Source organism: Curtobacterium sp. USHLN213 (assembly GCF_037144815.1).
In the GTDB taxonomy this organism is placed as follows: Bacteria; Actinomycetota; Actinomycetes; order Actinomycetales; family Microbacteriaceae; genus Curtobacterium.
In genome coordinates this window covers 1-17,387 of sequence record NZ_JBBCYQ010000004.1, presented here as the reverse complement: position 1 = coordinate 17,387, position 17,387 = coordinate 1, and the positions used below count along the sequence as shown (strand labels likewise).

The 17,387-nt window shown below is 70.7% G+C and carries 16 protein-coding genes; 15 read left to right on the top strand and 1 reads right to left on the bottom strand.

Going from position 1 to position 17,387, the window contains the following annotated elements; translation table 11 throughout:
• Window positions 1-12: 12 nt before the first annotated feature.
• Entirely contained in the window at window positions 13-360 is a 348-nt protein-coding gene (locus WFH25_RS06515) for a DUF1844 domain-containing protein (RefSeq protein WP_071295810.1), read from the bottom strand.
• A gap of 283 nt (window positions 361-643) precedes the next feature.
• Here WFH25_RS06515 and infC point away from each other — a divergent pair, with 283 nt between their 5' ends.
• The 15 genes from infC (at window position 644) to tyrS (ending at window position 16,901) form a co-directional block, all read left to right on the top strand.
• Entirely contained in the window at window positions 644-1,309 is a 666-nt protein-coding gene (gene infC, locus WFH25_RS06510) for a translation initiation factor IF-3 (RefSeq protein WP_070417880.1), read from the top strand.
• Window positions 1,310-1,370: 61 nt separating this feature from the next.
• Window positions 1,371-1,565: a 50S ribosomal protein L35 gene (gene rpmI, locus WFH25_RS06505; protein WP_022903519.1), complete on the top strand. Its 195-nt coding sequence runs from the start codon at window positions 1,371-1,373 to the stop codon at window positions 1,563-1,565.
• A gap of 28 nt (window positions 1,566-1,593) precedes the next feature.
• A complete protein-coding gene (rplT, locus tag WFH25_RS06500; RefSeq protein WP_022908516.1) occupies window positions 1,594-1,977 on the top strand; it encodes a 50S ribosomal protein L20 in 384 nt (127 codons plus the stop codon).
• 66 nt (window positions 1,978-2,043) lie between these two features.
• Entirely contained in the window at window positions 2,044-2,889 is an 846-nt protein-coding gene (locus WFH25_RS06495) for a TrmH family RNA methyltransferase (protein ID WP_336697178.1), read from the top strand.
• 70 nt (window positions 2,890-2,959) lie between these two features.
• The gene (gene pheS / locus WFH25_RS06490; protein WP_070419380.1) at window positions 2,960-4,000 is read left to right on the top strand and encodes a phenylalanine--tRNA ligase subunit alpha; all 1,041 of its coding nucleotides are present in this window, start codon (window positions 2,960-2,962) and stop codon (window positions 3,998-4,000) included.
• Window positions 4,000-6,492, top strand: coding sequence for a phenylalanine--tRNA ligase subunit beta (gene pheT / locus WFH25_RS06485; RefSeq protein WP_336697177.1), 2,493 nt, complete (start codon window positions 4,000-4,002; stop codon window positions 6,490-6,492). The genes pheS and pheT overlap by 1 nt, the downstream gene beginning before the upstream one ends.
• A gap of 77 nt (window positions 6,493-6,569) precedes the next feature.
• A complete protein-coding gene (locus tag WFH25_RS06480; RefSeq protein WP_336697176.1) occupies window positions 6,570-7,667 on the top strand; it encodes an N-acetyl-gamma-glutamyl-phosphate reductase in 1,098 nt (365 codons plus the stop codon).
• Entirely contained in the window at window positions 7,664-8,863 is a 1,200-nt protein-coding gene (argJ, locus tag WFH25_RS06475; RefSeq protein ID WP_336697175.1) for a bifunctional glutamate N-acetyltransferase/amino-acid acetyltransferase ArgJ, read from the top strand. The genes WFH25_RS06480 and argJ overlap by 4 nt, the downstream gene beginning before the upstream one ends.
• Complete coding sequence (gene argB / locus WFH25_RS06470) at window positions 8,863-9,900, top strand: acetylglutamate kinase (protein ID WP_070417885.1); 1,038 nt, start codon at window positions 8,863-8,865, stop codon at window positions 9,898-9,900. Before argJ ends, argB begins: the two co-directional genes overlap by 1 nt.
• A complete protein-coding gene (locus tag WFH25_RS06465; RefSeq protein WP_336697174.1) occupies window positions 9,897-11,135 on the top strand; it encodes an acetylornithine transaminase in 1,239 nt (412 codons plus the stop codon). Before argB ends, WFH25_RS06465 begins: the two co-directional genes overlap by 4 nt.
• Complete coding sequence (gene argF / locus WFH25_RS06460; protein WP_229087270.1) at window positions 11,132-12,133, top strand: ornithine carbamoyltransferase; 1,002 nt, start codon at window positions 11,132-11,134, stop codon at window positions 12,131-12,133. The genes WFH25_RS06465 and argF overlap by 4 nt, the downstream gene beginning before the upstream one ends.
• A gap of 15 nt (window positions 12,134-12,148) precedes the next feature.
• Complete coding sequence (locus tag WFH25_RS06455; RefSeq protein ID WP_336697173.1) at window positions 12,149-13,345, top strand: argininosuccinate synthase; 1,197 nt, start codon at window positions 12,149-12,151, stop codon at window positions 13,343-13,345.
• A gap of 49 nt (window positions 13,346-13,394) precedes the next feature.
• Window positions 13,395-14,846 (top strand): argininosuccinate lyase, encoded by a 1,452-nt coding sequence (gene argH, locus WFH25_RS06450; RefSeq protein WP_336697172.1) that lies wholly within the window; start codon window positions 13,395-13,397, stop codon window positions 14,844-14,846.
• Window positions 14,843-15,538: a DNA-3-methyladenine glycosylase gene (locus tag WFH25_RS06445; RefSeq protein ID WP_071295803.1), complete on the top strand. Its 696-nt coding sequence runs from the start codon at window positions 14,843-14,845 to the stop codon at window positions 15,536-15,538. The genes argH and WFH25_RS06445 overlap by 4 nt, the downstream gene beginning before the upstream one ends.
• 49 nt (window positions 15,539-15,587) lie before the next feature.
• On the top strand, window positions 15,588-16,901 hold the full coding sequence (gene tyrS / locus WFH25_RS06440) for a tyrosine--tRNA ligase (RefSeq protein WP_071295802.1): 1,314 nt from the start codon (window positions 15,588-15,590) through the stop codon (window positions 16,899-16,901).
• The last annotated feature ends 486 nt before the right edge of the window (window positions 16,902-17,387 follow it).

Genomic DNA, 17,387 nt, shown 5'->3' with positions numbered 1-17,387 from the left:
GGGTGACGCCCGTCAGTTGACGGGTCCGGTGTACTTCTCACCCGGGCCGGCACCCGGCGCGTCCTGGATGCTCGACGCCTCGCGGAACGCGAGCTGCACCGAACGGAGCCCGTCGCGCAGCGGGCGGGCGTGGTGGTCCCCGATCTCCGTCGCCGCGGCGGTGACGAGCCCCGCGAGCGCCGTGATGAGCTTGCGCGCCTCGTCGAGGTCCGTCTGCTGCTCGGGGTCGTCCGCGAGACCCACCTTGACGGCGGCCGCGCTGAGGAGGTGCACCGCCACGGTGTTGATGAGTTCGACGGCCGGCACCTCCGAGATGTCGCGGGCGGCCTCGTCGGGCTCGGGGGATGGGGTGTCGGTCACGGTGCTCCTCTGCTAGACTCGTCCGCGGCAGATGCTGTCAGTGTGCCCGGACTCGTGCGAACGAGGCCGATCACTCCCGCAGCGTCACGAAAGAGGAGTCTCTCCCACCCGCGGCCGCGCACCACAGGCTACCGGGTCCACACCGCTCCACCGGCGTCCGCGTCGGTCGGCCGTCCCGCAGGGGTCGGCGTCGGGCGGCTGCCGAACGGGTCACGATCCGTGCGTCAGATCTCCTCTCTCGTGCCGTCGTCCAGGGCAAACGCCCCGGACGGCCACCACCTGATTGAAGGAGCTCCGCATTCCCGATCCCCGTACCAACGACCGAATCCGCGTCCCCGAGGTCCGACTCGTCGGCCCCCAGGGCGAGCAGGTCGGCGTTGTCCCCATCGCCGTCGCACTGCGCCTCGCGCAGGAAGCCGAGCTGGATCTGGTCGAGGTCGCGCCGAACTCGAAGCCGCCCGTGGCGAAGATCATGGACTACGGCAAGTTCAAGTACGAGGCCGCTCAGAAGGCCAAGGAAGCGCGTCGCAACCAGGTGAACACGGACCTCAAGGAAGTCCGTTTCCGCCTGAAGATCGACGTGCACGACTACGAGACGAAGCGCAAGCGCGCCGAGGGCTTCCTCCTCGGTGGCGACAAGGTGAAGGCGATGATCCTCTTCCGTGGCCGCGAGCAGTCGCGTCCGGAGCAGGGTGTCCGTCTCCTCCAGAAGTTCGCCGAGGAGATCGCCGAGTTCGGTGTCGTCGAGTCGCGTCCGACCCAGGACGGCCGCAACATGACGATGATCATCGCCCCGCTCAAGAACAAGTCCGACGTCAAGGGCGAGCAGAACGCCAAGCGCGCTGCTCAGAAGGCCGAGCGTCGTGCGTCGGAGCACGCTGCGAAGGGCAAGGACGAGACCACCGACGTGGCTCCCGAGCCCGCGCAGGCCGAAGCTCCCGCCGAATAGGTCCCACCGACCGATCCCGCAACGACGCGGCTCCCCATCCATCCCACGGAAAGGCACCACCATGCCCAAGCAGAAGACCCACTCCGGGTCGAAGAAGCGCTTCAAGGTCACCGGCAGCGGCAAGATCATGAAGCAGCAGGCCGGTATGCGTCACAACCTCGAGGTCAAGAGCGCCAAGCGCAAGGCCCGCCTCAACGAGGACCAGGTCCTCGCCAAGGCTGACGCGAAGAACGTCAAGAAGCTCCTCGGCCACTGAGCCCCGCAGAACGTAAAGGAATAGATCAATGGCACGAGTAAAGAGAGCGGTCAACGCCGCCAAGAAGCGCCGCGTCATCCTCGAGCGCGCCGAGGGCTACCGCGGTCAGCGTTCGCGTCTGTACCGCAAGGCCAAGGAGCAGGTCACCCACTCCCTCGTCTACGCGTACCGCGACCGTCACGCGAAGAAGGGCGAGTTCCGTCGCCTCTGGATCCAGCGCATCAACGCCGCGTCGCGTGCGAACGGCCTGACCTACAACCGCCTCATCCAGGGCCTCGGCCTTGCCGGCGTCGAGGTCGACCGTCGCATCCTCGCGGACCTCGCGGTGAACAACCCCGAGACGTTCGCGGCGCTCGTCGAGACCGCCAAGAAGGCGCTCCCGGCCGACACCTCGGCCCCGAAGGCTGCGTAGTCAGTTCTTCTGCTCGCGAAACCCCCGCCGGTCCGGCGGGGGTTTCGTCGTTCCTAGACTTGTCCCGTGAGCGATCTCCTCGAGAACCCCAAGGCCGGCCGCGTCCGTGCCGTCGCAGCGCTGTCGAAGAAGGACGTGCGCGCCGACACGGGCCTGTTCCTGCTCGAAGGGCCGCAGGCGGTGCGTGAGGCGATCGAGTACCGCCCGGAGCTCCTCCGCGAGCTCTACGTGACCCCGACGGCAGCCGCGCGCTACGGCCTCGACGACGCGCCGGTCGACACGTGGTTCGTGACCGAACAAGTCCTCGACGCGATGGCGGACACCGTGACGCCGCAGGGCGTCGTCGCGGTGTGCCAGCAGTTCCCGACGTCGGTGAAGGACGTCTTCCCCGACGCCAGTGCGGCCCAGGAGGCGCGTGGCGGCCTGCCGGGGATCGTCGCGATCCTCGAAGAGGTGCGTGATCCGGGCAACGCCGGCACCATCATCCGTGCGGCCGACGCCGCCGGCACCGACGCGGTGGTCCTCACCGGGCGCAGTGTCGACCCGTACAACCCGAAGGTCGTGCGGTCGACCACGGGCTCGCTCTTCCACGTGCCGGTGTCGGTCGGCGTGACGCTCGCCGACGCGGTGTCCCGTGCCCGGGGCCTCGGGTACACGATCCTGGCCGCCGACGTCTCGGGCGACGACCTGCCCGAGGTCCGCGCCGACGGCATGCTCGACGGTCCGACCGCGTGGGTGTTCGGCAACGAGGCACGTGGTCTCACCACCGAGGACCTCGCCCTCGTCGACCGCGCTGTGAAGGTACCGATCTACGGCAAGGCGGAGTCGATGAACCTCGCGACGGCGGCGTCCGTCTGCCTGTACGAGTCGGCGTTCGCGCAGCGCACGGCTCGTCCCTCCACAGGCGACTGATCGGGCGGCTCCTCCCCAGACCGTCCGGTACCGGACGGCGGTATCCCACGGGCCGGTAGGCTTGGGTCTCGTGTCAGAACCTCTCGAGATCAGCGAATCGGCCGTCGCCGACGCCGTGGACCGGGCCCTCGCGGCGGTCCGCGCCACGACGACCGTCGCCGAGCTGAAGCAGGCCAGGGCCGAGCACACCGGCGAACAGTCCGCGCTGGCGCGGATGAACGCGTCGATGCGCAGCGTGCCGAAGGAGCAGAAGGCGGCCGCGGGCAAGCTCGTCGGACAGGCCCGTGGGCAGGTGAACGCGGCGATCGCCGAGCAGGAGTCCGTGCTCGCCGAAGCCGAGGAACGTGCACGCCTCGACGCCGAGCGCGTCGACGTCACCGCGCTCCCGGTCCGCCGCGCGCCCGGCTCGCGGCACCCGCTGTCGCTCCTCAACGAGACCGTGGCCGACATCTTCGTCGGCATGGGGTGGGAAGTCGCGGAAGGCCCCGAGCTCGAGCACGAGTGGTTCAACTTCGATGCGCTGAACTTCGACCCGGACCACCCGGCCCGGGCCATGGCCGACACGATCTTCGTCGAGCCGGTCGAGCGCCACCTCGTCATGCGCACGCACACCTCCCCGGTGCAGGTGCGGTCGCTGCTCTCACGCGACCTGCCGCTCTACGTCATCGCGCCGGGCCGGGTGTACCGCGCCGACGAGCTCGACGCCACGCACCTGCCGGTCTTCACCCAGGTCGAGGGCATCGCGATCGACAAGGGCCTGACGATGGCGCACCTGCGCGGCACGCTCGAGCACTTCGCGCGCCAGATGTTCGGGGCCGAGGCGCAGATCCGTCTCCGCCCGAACTACTTCCCGTTCACCGAACCCAGTGCCGAGATGGACGTCTGGCAGCCGAACGCCAAGGGCGGCGCCCGGTGGGTCGAGTGGGGCGGCTGCGGCATGGTCAACCCGAACGTCCTGCGCGCCGCCGGCATCGACCCGGCCGAGTACCAGGGCTTCGCGTTCGGCATGGGCATCGAGCGGACGCTGCAGTTCCGCAACGGCCTGAACGACATGCGTGACTTCCTCGAGGGCGACATCCGCTTCTCGCAGCAGTTCGGAACGGTGGTCTGATGCGCGTCCCACTCCGTTGGCTCGGCGAGTCCGTCGACCTCCCCGACGACGTCACCCTCGAGCACGTCCACGCGGCGCTCGTGTCGGTGGGCTTCGAGGAAGAGGACGTCCACACCTACGACCTCACGGGCCCGATCGTCGTCGGCCGCGTGCTCGAGCGCGAGCCCGAGCCGCAGAAGAACGGCAAGACGATCAACTGGTGCCAGGTGGACGTCGGCGAGCCCGAGCCCCGCGGCATCGTCTGCGGCGCGCACAACTTCGACGTCGGCGACCTCGTCGTCGTCACGCTCCCCGGCGCCGTCCTGCCCGGGCCGTTCCCGATCGCCGCACGCAAGACCTACGGGCACGTGTCCGACGGCATGATCGCCTCGGCACGCGAGCTCGGTCTCGGCGACGAGCACGACGGCATCCTCCGCTTCGCGGACCTCGGCATGGAGCCCGAGGTCGGCGCGGACGCCATCGCCCTCCTCGGTCTCGACGACGCCGCGGTGGAGATCAACGTGACCCCGGACCGCGGGTACGTGCTGAGCATGCGCGGCGTCGCTCGCGAGTACGCCCACGCCACCGGCGCGACCTTCCACGACCCGGTCGAGCGGGTCACCCCCCGCAGCGCCGAGGGCTTCCCGGTCGTGATCGACGACCAGGCCCCGGTGCGTGGCCGGGTCGGCGCGCACACGTTCGTCACCCGTGTCGTCCGTGGCATCGACCCGACCGCGAAGACCCCGGCGTGGATGGTCTCGCGCCTCGCCCTCGCCGGTGTCCGGTCGATCTCGCTGCCCGTCGACATCACGAACTACGTCATGTTCGAGCTCGGTCAGCCGCTGCACGGGTACGACCTCCGGACGCTGCAGGGCGGGCTCGGTGTCCGTCGTGCTGCTGCCGGCGAGACCCTGACGACGCTCGACCACGTCGAACGGACGCTCGACCCGGAAGACCTCGTCATCACCGACGACTCCGGTCCCGTCGGCCTCGCCGGCGTGATGGGCGGCGCCCGGACCGAGATCTCCGACGCGACCACCGACGTCCTGATCGAGGCGGCCGGCTTCGACCAGACCTCCATCGCCCGGACCGCGCGTCGGCACAAGCTCCCGAGCGAGGCGTCCCGACGCTTCGAGCGCGGTGTCGACCCGCTCGTGGCCGAGGCTGCTGCGAACCGTGCGGTCGAGCTCCTCGTCGAGCACGCGGGCGGCACCGCGGACCCCCTCGGCTCGACGCTCGTCGACACCGAGCCCCGTCCGACGGTCACGATGCGCATCGCCCGTCCGGCCGAGCTCGTCGGCGTCGACTACACCGACGCCGAGGTCATCGACACCCTGCGCGCGATCGGTGCGTCGGTCGACGTCGACGGGGACACCCTCGCCGTCGTGCCGCCGACCTGGCGCCCCGACCTCACCGACGACACCACCCTCGTCGAAGAGGTCGCGCGCATCGTCGGCTACGACCGCATCCCGAGCGTCCTCCCCGTCGCGCCGCCCGGCCGTGGGCTGACCGGTCACCAGCAGGCGCGTCGTCGCGTCGCCGCTGCACTCGCCGCCGACGGCCTGGTCGAGGTCGTCACCGCACCCTTCGTGTCGCAGGCCACGCAGGACGCCTACCCGGGCATCGACGGTGCCGGCGGGCCGAGCGTGGTCCTCGCGAACGCCCTCGACAGCGAGCAGAGCCTCCTCCGACGCAGCGGGGTGCCGGCACTCGTCGACGCCGCCCGTCGCAACGTGTCGCGCGGCCTCGTCGACGTCGCGCTCTACGAGACCTCGCGGGTGTTCCTGCCGGTCGCGGGCGAGACGCTCGGCACCGACACGGTCCCGGCCGGCGCCGTCCTCCCGGACCGCGACACCCTCGCCGCGCTCGACGCGTCCCTGCCGCCGCAGCCGTTCCACGTGTCCGCGCTGCTCACCGGCAACCGGGTCGTGAAGCAGCCCGGCGTCCAGCCCGAGCCGTACGGCATCGCGGACGCCCTCGACGTCGCGCGCGCCGTCGCGTGGGCGGTCGGGGTCGAGCTCACGGTGGCGCAGACGACGCACCCGTCCCTGCACCCGGGGCGCGCGGCATCGCTCCTCGTGGACGGAACCGTCGTCGGCGTCGCGGGTGAACTCCTGCCCGAGCTGACCGAGTCGGCGGTCCTGCCGCGCGTCGTCGCGGTCGTCGAACTCGACCTCGACGCCATGGTCCGGGCGGCGCCCGAACTGGTGTCGGTGGCACCGATCGTGTCCTACCCGGCGGCGACACAGGACCTGTCCCTCGTGGTGGGTGCCGGCGTACCGGCGGGTGACGTACTGGATGCGGTGCGCACTGGTGCCGGAGAGCTGTTGGAGTATGCTCGCCTCGTGGATGACTACCGGGGCACCGGCGTGGACGAGGGACAGAAGTCCCTGACGTTCGCGCTGCGCTTCCGCGCCACGGACCGCACGCTGACCGCTGCCGAGGCCACTGAGGCCCGTGACGGTGCCGTCCGACGTGCCGGCGAGCGATTCGGGGCGACCCTGCGCGACTGATCCCATCGGGACCAGCACCGCCCGGGGCCGCCGCCTCCGACTCTCTCGACGACCAGTCCGACCAAAGGTGGAATCCCATGTCCGTATCCGTCGCCGTGGCGGGAGCCTCCGGCTACGCGGGCGGTGAGCTCCTGCGCGTGCTCTCCGCCCATCCCGAGTTCGACGTCAGGACGGTGACGGCGTTCTCGAACGCCGGACAGCCGCTCATCGCGACGCAGCCGCACCTCCGCTCGCTGTCGCACCTGACCCTCGAGCCGACGACGGCGGAGAACCTGCGCGGACACGACGTCGTGTTCCTCGCGCTGCCGCACGGCCAGTCCGGGGCCATCACCGCGGAGCTCGGCGGCGACGCCCTCGTCGTGGACTGCGGCGCGGACCACCGGCTGACGGACCCGGCGGCGTGGGAAGCGTTCTACGGCGGCGACTACCACGGCGCGTGGACCTACGGGCTGCCGGAGCTGCTGCACGCGGCGCCGACGCCCGGGTCGGCGGACGAATGGCGTGACGTGGACGACATCCAGACGCAGAGCCGGCAGCGGGCGGCGCTCGTGGGGACGAAGCGGATCGCCGTCCCCGGGTGCAACGTGACCGCGGTCACGCTCGGCATCCAGCCGGGCATCCAGGCCGGGCTGATCGAGTCGGACGACCTCGTGGCCGTGCTGAGCGTCGGCCCGAGCGGTGCCGGCAAGAAGCTCGCGAACACGTACCTGGCGTCCGAGATCATGGGCTCCGCGAGCGCGTACGCGGTCGGCGGGAAGCACCGCCACATCCCGGAGATCCAGCAGAACCTCGTGGTCGCCGGCGCGTCCGACGTGACGATCTCGTTCACGCCGGTCCTCGTCCCGATGTCCCGCGGCATCCTGGCGACGACGACCGCGAAGCTCGCGCCCGGTGTGAGCGCCCGTGACGTCCGGCTCGCCTGGGAGCAGGCCTACGCCGACGAGCCCTTCGTGCACCTCCTGCCCGAGGGCGAGTTCCCCCGGGTCGCCGACACCATCGGCGCGAACACCGCACTGATCGGGCTGGCGGTCGACGAGGCCGCCGGTCGCGTCGTCGCGGTGAGCACCCTCGACAACCTGGCCAAGGGCACCGCCGGTGCTGCGGTCCAGTCGACGAACATCGCCCTGGGCTTCCCGGAGACCCTCGGCCTCAGCGTGGACGGAGTCGCACCGTGACCGACGCAAGCCAGCCCACCCACACCGACCCGGGCCTCCAGGGCGTCACCGCGGCAGCGGGCTTCCGCGCGGCCGGCGTGACGGCCGGTCTCAAGTCGAGCGGCAAGCCCGACGTGGCCCTCGTCGTCAACGACGGGCCGGACGCCGCAGTGGCCGCGGTCTTCACCAGCAACCGTGCCCAGGCGCACCCCGTGATCTGGTCGCGCCAGGCGGTCGGTGACGGCACCGCCCGAGCGGTCGTCCTGAACTCCGGCGGCGCGAACTGCTTCACCGGTCCGTTCGGCTTCCAGACCACCCACATGACCGCCGAAGCCGTGGGCGAGGCGCTCGGCATCGGCGCCGGCGACGTCGTCGTCTGCTCGACCGGCCTCATCGGGGTCGGCGACCAGACGTTCCGCGACAACGTCCTCAGGGGCGTCGACATCGCGAGTGCGGCACTGTCGGCCGACGGCGGTCCGGACGCCGCGACCGCCATCATGACCACCGACACGAAGCCGAAGCAGTCGGTCGTCACCGAGGACGGCTGGACCGTCGGCGGCATGGCCAAGGGCGCGGGCATGCTCGCACCCGGGCTCGCGACGATGCTCGTCGTGATCACCACGGACGCCGTCGTCGGCTCGGACGAGCTCGACCAGGCGCTCCGGGCCGCCACCCGCGTCACCTTCGACCGGGTCGACTCGGACGGCTGCATGTCGACGAACGACACCGTGGTGCTGCTGTCCTCCGGCGCGAGCGGCGTCACGCCCGAGGTCGGCGACTTCCAAGAAGCCCTGACCGCGGTCTGCGCCGACCTCGCACGGCAGCTGCAGCAGGACGCCGAGGGCGCGAGCCACGACATCGCGATCCACGTCGTGAACGCCGCGACCGAGGACGAAGCCGTCACGGTCGGCCGGAGCGTCGCCCGGAACAACCTGTTCAAGGCCGCGGTGTTCGGCAACGACCCGAACTGGGGCCGGGTGCTCGCGGCGATCGGCACCACCGACGCCGAGTTCGACCCGTACGCCGTCGACGTCTCGATGAACGGGGTCCGTGTCTGCCACGCCGGCGCACCGGACGAGCCGAGCGACCGCGTCGACCTGACGCCGCGCGACACCGACGTCCTCATCGACCTCGGCGTCGGACCGTTCTCGGCGACGATCCTGACGAACGACCTCACGCACGACTACGTCCACGAGAACAGCGCGTACTCCAGCTGATGGCCGACGACAGCATCCTCTCGAAGGAAGAAGAGCACGAGCTCGCGACCGTCAAGGCCGCGACCCTCATCGAGTCCCTGCCGTGGCTGAAGCGGTTCTCGGGCAAGATCGTCGTCGTCAAGTTCGGCGGCAACGCCATGGTGAACGAGGACCTCAAGCGCGCGTTCGCCGAGGACATGGTCTACCTCCGGTACGCCGGCCTCCACCCGGTGGTCGTGCACGGTGGCGGCCCGCAGATCTCGGCGGCGCTGAAGGAACAGGGCATCGCGTCCGAGTTCCGCGGCGGCTACCGCGTCACCACGACCGAGGCGATCACGGTCGTCCGCGACGTGCTCGCCGGCGAGGTCAACCGCGAGATCGTCGACCTGATGAACGAGCACGGCGAGGGCCTCGCGGTCGGCGTGTTCGGCGACGGCGGCTCGCTGTTCACCGGCGAGAAGAAGGGCGTCGTCGTCGACGGCGAGCACTTCGATCTCGGGCACGTCGGCGACATCACGCACGTCGACCCCTCCGGTGTGCTCGCCGCGATCGAGGCCGGCCGCATCCCCGTGGTGTCGAGCATCGCCATCGACGACGCCCACCCGGACCAAGCGCTCAACGTGAACGCCGACGCCGCGGCGGGCGCGCTCGCGATCGCCCTCAAGGCGTCGAAGCTCATGATGCTCACCGACGTCCCCGGCCTGTACCGCAACTGGCCGGACCGCGACTCGATCGTCGACCTCATCGCGGTCGAGGAACTCCGCGCCCTCTTGCCGTCGCTCGAGTCGGGCATGATCCCGAAGATGACCGCGTGCCTCGACGCCGTGGTCGGCGGGGTCGGCGGCGCGACGATCATCGACGGGCGGATCCCGCACTCGATCCTGCTCGAGGTGTTCACCCTGCGCGGCGCGGGCACCGAGGTGATCCCGGACCCGAGCCGACGCACCGAGAACCAGATGACCCACGCCGAGATCGGCCGACGCGTCGCAGCACCGTCGACGAGCAGCACCACCGGCCAACACGTGGCCAGCACGACCGAGAAGGGACAGCCGCAGTGAGCACCGAGACGCAGACCGAGACCTGGAACGACCGGTTCGGGGCGTCGCTCATGCGATCCCTGACCCCGCCGAAGATCATGCTCGAGCGCGGCGAGGGCTGTCGCGTCTGGGACGTCGACGGCAACGAGTACCTCGACTTCCTCGCAGGCATCGCCGTCAACTCGCTCGGCCACGCGCACCCCGCGCTGGTCGAGGCGATCAGCGACCAGGCCGCCAAGCTCGTGCACGTCTCGAACTACTTCGCGACCCCGCCGCAGCTCGAGCTCGCCGAGCGGCTCAAGCGCATCACGGGCGCAGGTGAGGCCGGCCGCGTGTACTTCGGCAACTCCGGTGCCGAGGCCAACGAGGCCGCGTTCAAGCTCGCACGCCTGAACAAGGGCGCCGACGGGCAGAAGACCCGCATCCTCGCACTGAAGCAGGGCTTCCACGGCCGCACGATGGGCGCGCTGGCGCTCACCGGCAAGCCCGCCCTGCAAGAGGACTTCCTGCCGATGATCCCCGGGGTCGAGCACATCGACTCCACGGTCGCCGCGCTCGAGGAGTCGATCGACGACACCGTGGCCGCGCTCATCGTCGAACCGATCAAGGGCGAGGCCGGCGTGGTCGACCTGCCCGAGGGATTCCTGCTCGCCGCTCGCCGCCTGACCGCGGAACACGGCGCGCTGCTGATCCTCGACGAGATCCAGACGGGCGTCGGCCGGACCGGCAACTGGTTCACCTACCAGGGCCACGGTTTCGAGCCGGACGCCATCACGATCGCGAAGGGCATCGCGGGCGGGTTCCCGATCGGTGCCCTCGTCACCTTCGGCTGGGCGTCCGAACTGTTCTCGGCCGGCCAGCACGGCTCGACGTTCGGTGGCAACCCGCTCGGCACCCGGGTGGCGAACGCCGTCCTCGCCGAGATCGAGCGGGCTGACCTCGTGTCCGGTGCGGTGACGAAGGGGGAGCGGATCCGTGCGGGCATCGCGAGCATCGGGTCGCCCCTCGTCGAAGAGGTCCGTGGCACCGGCCTCCTCATCGGGGTCGGTCTGACCGGCCCGGTCGCCGCCGCCGTCAACGCCGCCGCGCTCGAGCGCGGCCTGATCATCAACGCCCCGAACGAGTCGAGCCTGCGCATCGCGCCGCCGCTCGTCGTGTCCGACGCCGAGATCGACGAGTTCGTGTCGATCCTCAGCGAGAGCCTGGCCGCAGTCGCCGCCGAGCAGGGCACCACCACCCAGGAGACCTCCGCATGACCCGTCACTTCCTCCGCGACGACGACCTCAGCCAGGCGGAGCAGTCCGCGATCCTCGACCTCGCCGAGCAGATGAAGGCCGACCGGTGGGGTGCCAAGCCCCTCGCCGGACCGCAGAGCGTCGCCGTGATCTTCGACAAGTCGTCCACCCGCACGCGGGTGTCCTTCCACGTCGGCATCTCCGACCTCGGCGGCAGCCCGCTCATCATCTCGACGGCGAACAGCCAGCTGGGCGGCAAGGAGACGCCGTCCGACACCGCACGCGTCCTCGAGCGCATGGTGTCGGCGATCGTGTGGCGCACCTACGGCCAGGCCGGGCTCGAGGAGATGGCGGCGAACACGAGCGTCCCCGTCGTCAACGCCCTGTCGGACGACTTCCACCCGTGCCAGCTGCTCGCTGACCTGCTGACCATCCGCGAGCACCGCGGGACACTGGCGGGGCAGACCGTGGCCTTCATCGGCGACGGCGCGAGCAACATGGCGCAGTCCTACCTGCTCGCCGGGGCCACCGCGGGCATGCACGTCCGCGTCGCGGCACCGGCCGAGTTCTCCCCGGCGGCCGAGGTCGTCACCGACGCCGAGCGTCGCGCTGCCGTGACCGGCGGTTCCGTGCTCGTCGTGACCGACCCGGTCGCGGCCGTCGCCGGAGCGGACGTCGTCGTGACCGACACCTGGGTGTCGATGGGCAAGGAAGACGAGAAGCAGGCGCGGCTCGACACCTTCAACGGGTACCGCGTGGACGACGCGATGATGGCGCACGCCGCCGACGACGCCGTGTTCATGCACTGCCTGCCCGCCGACCGTGGGTTCGAGGTCACGGCCGAGGTCATCGACGGTCCGCGGAGCATCATCTGGGACGAGGCGGAGAACCGTCTCCACGCCCAGAAGGCGCTGCTCGCGTGGCTCCTCGCAGCGAACGCGACCGGCGCTCCCACCGCGACCGGCGCTCCCGCCGCGACCGGCGCCCACGCGACGACCGGCGCCCCCGCGACCGCCTGACCCAGGGAGACCACCGTGGCAGACCGCGTCGTCCTCGCGTACTCCGGCGGACTCGACACGTCCGTCGGCATCGGCTGGCTGCGTGACGCCACCGGCAAGGACGTCGTCGCCCTCGCGGTCGACGTCGGCCAGGGCGGCGAGGACATGGCGGCGATCCGGCAGCGCGCGCTCGACTGCGGCGCCGTCGAGTCGATCGTCATCGACGCGAAGGACGAGTTCGCCGACGACTACCTCGTCCCCGCGCTGCAGGCCAACGCCCTGTACCAGAAGCGCTACCCGCTCGTCTCCGCGCTGAGCCGTCCCCTCATCGCGAAGCACCTGGCGCTCACGGCGAAGCAGCTCGGTGCCGACAGCGTGGCGCACGGGTGCACGGGCAAGGGCAACGACCAGGTCCGCTTCGAGGCGGCGGTCGCGGCCCTCGCCCCGGACCTGACGAGCGTCGCACCGGTGCGGGACCTCGCGCTCACCCGCGACCGAGCGATCGCCTACGCCCAGCAGCACGGCCTGCCGATCGAACAGTCGGAACGCTCGCCCTGGTCGATCGACCAGAACGTGTGGGGTCGAGCGGTCGAGACCGGTCACCTCGAGGACCCGTGGAACGCCCCGGCGGAGGAGCTCTACGCCTACACGCAGGACCCGACCGTCCCGCGCGCTCCGGACGAGGTGACGATCACCTTCGAGCAGGGCGTCCCGGTCGCCATCGACGGACAGCGGTTCAGCGTGCTGCGCGTCGTGCAGGAGCTGAACGCACTCGCCGGCAAGCACGGTGTCGGTCGGATCGACGTGGTCGAGGACCGCCTCGTCGGCATCAAGTCGCGCGAGGTGTACGAGGCGCCGGCCGCCATCGCCCTGATCGCCGCGCACGAGGAGCTCGAGAACCTGACCCTCGAACGCGACGTCAACCGGTACAAGCGGCAGGTCGAGTCGGACTGGGCCGACCTGGTCTACGACGGGCTGTGGTTCAGCGGCCTGAAGCGGAGCCTCGACGCCTTCATCGCCCACACCCAGCAGCACGTCTCCGGCGACGTCCGACTCCGGCTCCACGCGGGCCGGGCCGTCGTGACCGGACGCCGCTCCAGCCAGAGCCTCTACGACTTCGACCTGGCGACCTACGACACGGGCGACGCCTTCGACCAGTCGCACGCGAAGGGGTTCATCGACATCTGGTCGTTGCCGAGCAAGATCTCCGCCCGCCGCGACCTTGCCAACTGAGCGCCCAGGCACCCCGCCCCCAAACCCACGACCGGACGACGAGAGAACCATGACCGACGCGAACCAGCCCGCCGCCAAGACCGACGCCACCAACACCGGCGCCCTCTGGGGTGGCCGCTTCGCGGACGGCCCGAGCGCCGAACTCGCCGCCCTCTCCCGATCGACCCACTTCGACTGGCAGCTCGCCCCCTACGACATCGCCGGCTCCCGCGCCCACGCCCGCGCCCTCAACACCGCCGGGTACCTGACGGCCGACGATCTCGAGCGGATGCTCGCCGGCCTCGACCGCCTCGAGTCCGCGCACGCCGACGGCACGCTGCAGCCCGCCGACAGCGACGAGGACGTGCACGGCGCCCTCGAACGGCTCCTCATCGCCGACCTCGGTCCCGAGCTCGGCGGGAAGCTGCGCGCCGGCCGGAGCCGCAACGACCAGATCGCGACGCTCGGTCGGATGCACATGCTCGACCACGGTCGCCGCATCGGGCACCTCGTCATCGACCTCGTCGACGCGATCTCCCAGCAGGCCAACGAGCACCCCGGCGCGATCATGCCGGGTCGCACGCACCTGCAGCACGCGCAGCCGGTCCTCCTCGCACACCACCTGCTCGCGCACGCGTGGCCCCTGGTCCGTGACCTGGAGCGGCTCCGCGACTGGGCGGACCGCGCGAGCGTGAGCCCGTACGGCGCCGGCGCCCTCGCGGGGAGCTCGCTCGGCCTCGACCCCTCGGCGATCGCCCACGAGCTCGGGTTCGCCCGCCCCGCGGACAACTCGATCGACGCCACGGCGGCTCGTGACGTGGTCGCCGAGTTCGCGTTCGTCCTCGCGCAGATCGGCATCGACGTCTCCCGCCTGGCGGAGGAGATCATCCTCTGGAACACGAAGGAGTTCGGCTTCGTCCGGCTGCACGACGCGTTCTCCACGGGGTCGAGCATCATGCCCCAGAAGAAGAACCCGGACATCGCCGAGCTCGCCCGGGGCAAGTCCGGCCGGCTCATCGGCAACCTGACCGGCCTGCTCGCAACCCTCAAGGGCCTGCCGCTGGCGTACAACCGCGACCTGCAGGAGGACAAGGAGCCCGTCTTCGACTCGGTCGCCACCCTCGAGGTCCTGCTCCCCGCCTTCACCGGCATGGTCGCGACCCTCTCGTTCGACACCGACCGCATGGCCGAGCTCGCGCCGCAGGGATTCTCGCTCGCGACGGACGTCGCCGAGTGGCTCGTCCGCCAGGGGGTGCCGTTCCGTGACGCGCACGAGGTCTCCGGCGCGCTGGTCCGGTACTGCGAGGAGCGCGGGATCGAACTCGACGACCCCACCGACGACGAGTACCGGACGGTGTCCGAACACCTCACGCCCGAGGTCCGCGGCGTCCTCACCATCGAGGGCTCCGTCGCGTCGCGCGCCGGCATCGGCGGCACCGCGCCGGACCGCGTCGCCGAACAGCTCGCGTCGCTCACCCGTCGCGTCCACGACCTGGCGGAGGGCGTGCCCTTCACCCGATGACCGACCCCACGCTCGCGCTGCTGTCCGAACCGGCGCCGGTCTCGGCACCGGCGTTGCTCGGTGCGACGATCGCGGGCAAGGGCGTGACCCTGCGCATCACCGAGGTCGAGGCATACTTCGGCCCCACCGACCCCGGCTCGCACGGCCACCGCGGTCCGACGCCGCGCAACCGTCACCTGTTCGGACCGCCCGGGACGCTCTACGCCTACCGCTCCTACGGCATCCACACGTGCGTCAACGTCGTCAGTGCGCCGGAGGGCACGTCGTCGGGATCGCTGCTGCGGGGCGCGCAGGTCGTGGAGGGTCTCGAGGCGGCCCGTTCCCGACGCGGCGGCTCCGTCACAGACGTCGCGCTCGCGCGCGGTCCCGGCAACCTCGGCGGCGCGCTCGGTGCGGTGCTCGGCGAGGACGACGGCAGCAGACTCCTCGACGGCTCCGGCCCGTACGTGCTGACGTTGGCTCCCGGCCTGGAGGCGCGGCTCGCCGCCGTCGGACCGACCCGCGTCGTCGAGGAACTCCTGTCCGAGACCGTGCCCGGTCCGGCGGCGACCGATCCGGTCCCACGGATCTCCCGAGGGCCGCGCACCGGCGTCGGCGGCATCGCCGGCGGCGCGAGCTTCCCCTGGCGCTTCTGGCTCACCGGTGACCCGACGGTGTCGGCGTACCGGCGGCACAAGGGCGCCCTCGACTGACGGACGCGACCCGCGCCTCCTGGACCGCGCGCGCCGCTACGATGGCTGGGTGTCCAGTGAATCCGCTCACGATGTCCTGACGCGCCAGCAGAACGACCCGACCTTCGCCTCGGTCTGGGACGAACTGCGCTGGCGTGATCTGGTGCACGTCTCCACCGACGAGACGGCACTCAAGGAGGCCCTCGACGGCGAGCCGATCACGTACTACTGCGGTTTCGACCCGACGGCGCCGTCCCTGCACTGCGGGAACCTGCTGCAGCTGCTCACCATGCGCCGGATCCAGCTCGCCGGGCACAAGCCGCTCGCCCTGGTCGGTGGTTCCACCGGGTTGATCGGCGATCCGCGGCCGACAGCCGAACGGACGCTCAACACCCGCGAGACCGTGCAGGAGTGGGTCACGCGGTTGCAGGGCCAGGTGTCGCGGTTCCTCAGCCCCGACGGCGAGAACGGCGTGCGGCTGGTGAACAACCTCGACTGGACGGCACCGCTGTCCGCGATCGACTTCCTGCGCGACATCGGCAAGTACTTCCGCGTGAACTCGATGCTCAAGAAGGACGCCGTCGCCGCGCGCCTGAACTCCGACTCGGGCATCAGCTACACCGAGTTCAGCTACCAGATCCTGCAGGGCCTCGACTACCGCGAGCTCTTCCGCCAGTACGGGTGCACCCTGCAGACGGGCGGCTCGGACCAGTGGGGCAACCTGACCTCGGGGACGGAACTCATCCGTCGTGCCGAGGGGGCGACGGTGCACGCGCTGGGGACACCCCTCATCACGAACTCCGACGGCACGAAGTTCGGCAAGAGCGAGGGCAACGCGATCTGGCTCGACCCGGACATGACCTCGCCGTACGCGTTCTACCAGTTCTGGCTCAACACGACGGACGCCGACGTGATCGCCCGGCTCCGCCAGTTCACGTTCCTGTCCCGCGCCGAGATCGAGCGGCTCGAGCAGGCCGTGGCCGACGAGCCGTTCCGGCGCGAGGCGCAACGGACCCTCGCGTTCGAGGTGACAGCGGTCGTGCACGGGGTCGAGGCGACGCAGGCGGCGATCGATGCCTCCGCGGCGTTGTTCGGCAACGGCGACCTGGGCGCGCTCGACGCCACCACCCTGCGGTCGGCGATCGCGGAGCTCCCGGGGTCGGTGGCGCTGCCCGGTGATGCCGACGTGGCCCGAGCGCTCGTCGACACCGAGTTGGTGAAGTCCCTCGGCGAAGCCCGTCGCGCCATCGACCAGGGTGGTGTGTACGTGAACAACACCCGCGCCGAGGACCCGACCGCGCCGCTGTCCGACCTCGCCCTGCCCGGGGGAGTGCTCGTCCTCCGTCGTGGCAAGAAGACCCTGGCAGGCGTGACGCTCTCCTGATCGTCGCCGCTCGTCGATGCCCGGTTCCCCTGGTGGGAGCCGGGCATCGCTGCGTCCGGGCCGCACGTGTTGCACAACGCGACACGCCCGGGATGTGGCCCGTCTTGGCGCACCCGCTGAACGCTGCGTATAGTTCTTACTCGTCACCCCAAAGGTGCGGCGGAGCGGCTGGAGCGAAAGCCCAGAGCACGCCGGCCCTCAAGCGGGACCATCCTCCACTGAAGTTCAGATCTGGCCTTGCGCTGGATCGCTTCGACGCCTAGGATGACTACTCCACCGGTTCTCTCCTACGGGATGAGCCACTGGGCCTCAGGGTCCGACGACACACCGGTGGTCAAACCAAGAACGAAAGCCTCTCTGGCGGAACCTCTTTCGGGGTCGAGTGGGGAGTGCGTCTGGTCCTTGAGAACTCAACAGCGTGCACATTGTCAATGCCAATTTATTGACCCCGTGACTCATCAGCTTGCTGGTGGGTTCGGAGACAAT

Coding starts and splice junctions, on each gene's coding strand:
- pheT (WP_336697177.1), top strand. CDS start 4,000: ATGCGCGTCCCACTCCGTTGGCTCGGCGAGTCCGTCGACCTCCCCGAC.
- argB (WP_070417885.1), top strand. CDS start 8,863: ATGGCCGACGACAGCATCCTCTCGAAGGAAGAAGAGCACGAGCTCGCG.
- argH (WP_336697172.1), top strand. CDS start 13,395: ATGACCGACGCGAACCAGCCCGCCGCCAAGACCGACGCCACCAACACC.
- rpmI (WP_022903519.1), top strand. CDS start 1,371: ATGCCCAAGCAGAAGACCCACTCCGGGTCGAAGAAGCGCTTCAAGGTC.
- WFH25_RS06445 (WP_071295803.1), top strand. CDS start 14,843: ATGACCGACCCCACGCTCGCGCTGCTGTCCGAACCGGCGCCGGTCTCG.
- WFH25_RS06480 (WP_336697176.1), top strand. CDS start 6,570: ATGTCCGTATCCGTCGCCGTGGCGGGAGCCTCCGGCTACGCGGGCGGT.
- rplT (WP_022908516.1), top strand. CDS start 1,594: ATGGCACGAGTAAAGAGAGCGGTCAACGCCGCCAAGAAGCGCCGCGTC.
- argF (WP_229087270.1), top strand. CDS start 11,132: ATGACCCGTCACTTCCTCCGCGACGACGACCTCAGCCAGGCGGAGCAG.